Raw genomic sequence first — 3,893 nt, 5'->3', positions numbered from 1 at the left:
AACTAATTCGAATGCGCTCTAGTCCCTCTACCTTGTCCAAGTCCCATAGCAGACTTGTTAGATTGTAATTTTCCATATCATCGCCATAGCCGCCAGTGTGAATACCCGTCAGCACAATTTCCTTGTAGCCGGATGCAACGAGCTGTCTAGCTTGCTCTAGCACGCTTTCTGAAGCACGGCTGCGAGATAAACCGCGTGACCATGGAATAATACAAAACGTACAGAAGTTATTGCAGCCCTCTTGAATTTTCAAGAAAGCACGCGTCCGCTCCGAGAAGTCCGGTACATTCAGTTCCTCAAAGTCACGAGTCTTCATAATGTTGCGGACGGCGTTAACCGGCTGGCGATCATCGTGAATTTGATTCACGAACGTCATAATTTTCTCCCGGTCCTGTGTCCCGATGACAAGATCGACGCCTTCAATAGCCATAATCTCTGCTGGAGAGGTCTGAGCGTAACAGCCCGTGACCGCAATGACAGCATCGGGGTTGCGACGAACAGCGCGTCTAATGATTTGACGGCTCTTCTTGTCTCCCGTATTGGTTACCGTACATGTATTAATTAAGTAAACATCAGCAGTCGATTCGAAATCGACCTGTTCATAACCTTCGTTTTTAAATAGCTGCCAGATCGCTTCTGTATCATAGAAGTTTACTTTGCAGCCCAGCGTATAAAATGCGACTGTTGGCATAGTTGTTACGCTCCTCCCATTTCTCCGGATTCATATAATAAGCAGGTTAATCCTACGATGCCCGCTGTTTCCGTTCGTAATATTCTTCTGCCTAGTCCAACCAGCACAGCACCAGCTGCTTCTGCCTCGTCCGCTTCACGATCCGTGAAGCCGCCCTCAGAACCAATAATGAGCAGTACTTTCGGTGAGCTCACTTCGCCTGCTTGTTCGGTCCATTCGTTAATCGCTGTGCGAACGCCTCTGCCATGGGCAAGATGACCTTCACGCTCATAACAAAATAAAACCAAATCGTAATTGGACATAGACTTTATGAGCTCACGCCAGCTATGCAGCGGCTCAATCGCCGGAACACGGTTGCGATGTGCCTGCTCTGCCGCTTCCTTCGCAATTTTACTCCATCGCTCTATGCGCTTTGCTTCCTTCTTTGCATCATATTGAACGACCATGCGCTCGGACTGAAAGGGAACAAATGCATAAGCACCAATCTCTGTTCCTTTCTGTATCACAAGCTCCATTTTGTCGCCCTTAGGCAAGCTCTGAGCGAGCGTTATTGCCCATTTCGGCTCACTATCATTGCCTAGCATCTCAACAATTTCTGCGGTTACGAGTGTTGCAGATGCTTCAAGCACAGCGACAAGCGCCGTGCGCGACTCCCCATCGCTGACAATAAACTTATCGCCTGGCTTCGTGCGCATAACCCTTGCGGCGTGATGCGCATCGTCGCCGATTAGGCGGATTTCAGAGTCGCTAAATTGCTCCGCCGCTATGAAATATCGTTGCATGATCTTTTTCCAACCACCCTTAAACAAATTCCATCCTTCATAATAACATGTTTGTGTTCACTAAATCTATCAGAAACCGTTGCCAGCAGCCTGCGAACGGCCGCCTAGCCTCTATAAGAAAATCTGGTAAACCCACGCAAACGTATTGTTCATTAAATCTGCGCCTAACCCAAGTACAGGATCAAGTGTTACTTTACGAAGCGGCGGAATAAATACGATTAATAAAAAGATAAACATTCCCCACTGCACATTTTGATCCATTTTGTAACGAAGCTTTAGCGGCAACAGATCTGCGATGATCCGGTAGCCGTCAAGCGGAGGAAGCGGAATAAGGTTAAAAATAAACAATAAATAATTATACCAAATAAAATAATCAAAAAATCGATGTACAGCTGCATCCACACCGACAGATGCTCCGCTTAAAATATCTGAAGCCAAAATCGCAACATAAATAAAAATGCTTATCGTACCCATGAGCAAATTGCTTAACGGTCCTACTGCGGTCACTACAATGCTCATCATTCTCGGACTTTTGAATTTGCTTGGATTTACCGGTACGGGCTTCGCCCATCCAAATCCGGCAATGAGAATCAACAGCGTCCCTAGTACATCCAGATGCACACGCGGGTTTAGGGTTACACGTCCAGCATTATAAGCAGTATCATCACCAAATTTATAAGCGCTGTAAGCATGAGCGAACTCATGCACGGTAAATGCAATAATTAAAGCCAATACGATAAATGGCAAATCCTCCAGCGGAAATCGCAAAAAGCTTTGCAAGTCCATTAAATCACCTGTGGCTTTCTCGCTACGATTGCGATCCAATCCTCATCGCGGCGCTTCTCAATAATTTCAAATCCATGACGAATTAATCCTTCTTCTACATCGGTTTCTTTATTTTTGTAAATGCCGGAAGCAATATAAATTCCGTTTGGTTTTAATGCCGCAAATACATCGTCCACAAACATCAGGATGATTTCTGCCAAAATATTAGCAACAACAAGATCTACGGGCACGGTAACTCTAAAAGCGCCATTCGCAGCTGCTTGTTCTCCTCCAGCAGATTCTTCCTTAATTACACCAAGCAAATCGCTAAGCCGCACTTCAACTTTCTCCGAAAGATTGTTTAGCGACACGTTCTCTTTGGCACTGGAAACAGCAACGGGATCAAGGTCAACCGCAAGTACGCTCTTCGCGCCTAGCAGACAAGCTCCAATAGCGAGTATTCCCGATCCTGTGCCGACATCAATGACTTCTTCTCCGCCGCGAATGACAGACTCGAGCGTTTGCAGACACAATGAGGTCGTAGGGTGTGTCCCTGTTCCAAAAGCCATTCCTGGATCCAGCTCGATTATGCGCTCATCCGGACCTGCTTCATACTCTTCCCAAGTTGGCTTAATCGTTAACTTATCGGAAATGCGAATCGGCTTGAAATATTGCTTCCATGCAGTCGCCCAATCCTCATCATCTACAGTTGCAACGATATATTCTACAGTTCCGGGATCAATATCAAATTCACGAAGCTCTTCGACACGAGGTCTAATCGCTGCAACTAACGCATCGGTATCGGTGTCTTCTCCAAAATAGCCCTTGATGATCGCTTGGCCTTCTGGAATATCGTTAAGCGGCGTTTCGTACCATTGTCCAAATGATGTATCACGCTGTTTGCTGAGTGTACCCGATTCTTCAATGGATACGCCTCCTGCTCCCATCTCATGCAAAAAGTTGGATATCATCTCTTGCGCCTCTTCAGTTGTTGAAATTGTAAGTTCAAACCATTTCATATGTAATATCCTCCAATGCCAATCGTAAACGGCTATCGCCGACCGCGGTCGACTAGACAAACGTTTCGCTTTAAAAACCTAACATCTATTGTACACCAGAGTAGTGCCTTTGCACAAAAAAATGACACAAGAGACCGACTGCTGTATTTATGCTACAATCGTTACGGAATCTGGAAGAGGATAATTACAATTCCAGCAAGCTTTTTATCGTCGGGAGGTTTACTGCAATTATGTCACCTAGAAATATTGAAAAAGATCAGAAGCTGCGTGATGAGCGGCAGCGCCAAATACTAGAAGCAGCGATGCATGTGATAGCACGGCGAGGATTGCCAGCAACCAAGATAGCTGATATTGCTGCAACGGCCGGCATTAGCGTTGGCAACGTTTATAAATATTTTCGCTCAAAAGAGGACATATTCCAAGCGCTGGTAGAAAGCGGCCAAAAAGAATACAGAGAGTTCGTTGAGCAGGCGCAGCAAATGCCGGTTATTCACTGCGGTTCGAAAGCATAGCAAGTACAGCGAATGGCGTGACATTCTCGTCCAATCGCTGCGCCCTGCACAGCTGGAGCTTCTAGTAGCAGCTCATATTTAATGGTTCAAACGAATAAAAGGGACTGAAGGCTATACTAGCCCA

At 45.9% G+C, this 3,893-nt stretch carries 5 protein-coding genes; 1 reads left to right on the top strand and 4 read right to left on the bottom strand.

The features are described 5' to 3' along the window. The 4 genes from AC1DSE_RS31955 to prmA all read right to left on the bottom strand — a co-directional run. Window positions 1–691: radical SAM protein (locus AC1DSE_RS31955; protein WP_477528812.1), on the bottom strand; the 691-nt coding region annotated here is incomplete at its 3' end. A gap of 5 nt (window positions 692–696) precedes the next feature. After that, on the bottom strand, window positions 697–1,473 hold the full coding sequence (locus tag AC1DSE_RS31950; protein ID WP_339203463.1) for an RsmE family RNA methyltransferase: 777 nt from the start codon (window positions 1,471–1,473) through the stop codon (window positions 697–699). Window positions 1,474–1,584: 111 nt separating this feature from the next. Beyond that, window positions 1,585–2,259, bottom strand: a complete 675-nt coding sequence (locus AC1DSE_RS31945) for a site-2 protease family protein (RefSeq protein WP_076266879.1) — start codon at window positions 2,257–2,259, stop codon at window positions 1,585–1,587. Beyond that, the gene (gene prmA / locus AC1DSE_RS31940) at window positions 2,259–3,257 is read right to left on the bottom strand and encodes a 50S ribosomal protein L11 methyltransferase (protein WP_477511357.1); all 999 of its coding nucleotides are present in this window, start codon (window positions 3,255–3,257) and stop codon (window positions 2,259–2,261) included. Before prmA ends, AC1DSE_RS31945 begins: the two co-directional genes overlap by 1 nt. Before the next feature lie 230 nt (window positions 3,258–3,487). On the opposite strand from prmA, the gene AC1DSE_RS31935 reads away from it, so the two are divergent. Then, window positions 3,488–3,769 (top strand): TetR/AcrR family transcriptional regulator, encoded by a 282-nt coding sequence (locus AC1DSE_RS31935; protein WP_477511356.1) that lies wholly within the window; start codon window positions 3,488–3,490, stop codon window positions 3,767–3,769. Window positions 3,770–3,893 lie beyond the last annotated feature (124 nt).

The organism is Paenibacillus sp. 01L418 (genome assembly GCF_056400045.1).
Note: the sequence above shows the minus strand (reverse complement) of the source record. Positions and strands in the feature narration are given on the sequence as shown.

Coding starts and splice junctions, on each gene's coding strand:
- AC1DSE_RS31950 (WP_339203463.1), bottom strand. CDS start 1,473: ATGCAACGATATTTCATAGCGGCGGAGCAATTTAGCGACTCTGAAATC.
- AC1DSE_RS31945 (WP_076266879.1), bottom strand. CDS start 2,259: ATGGACTTGCAAAGCTTTTTGCGATTTCCGCTGGAGGATTTGCCATTT.
- prmA (WP_477511357.1), bottom strand. CDS start 3,257: ATGAAATGGTTTGAACTTACAATTTCAACAACTGAAGAGGCGCAAGAG.
- AC1DSE_RS31935 (WP_477511356.1), top strand. CDS start 3,488: ATGTCACCTAGAAATATTGAAAAAGATCAGAAGCTGCGTGATGAGCGG.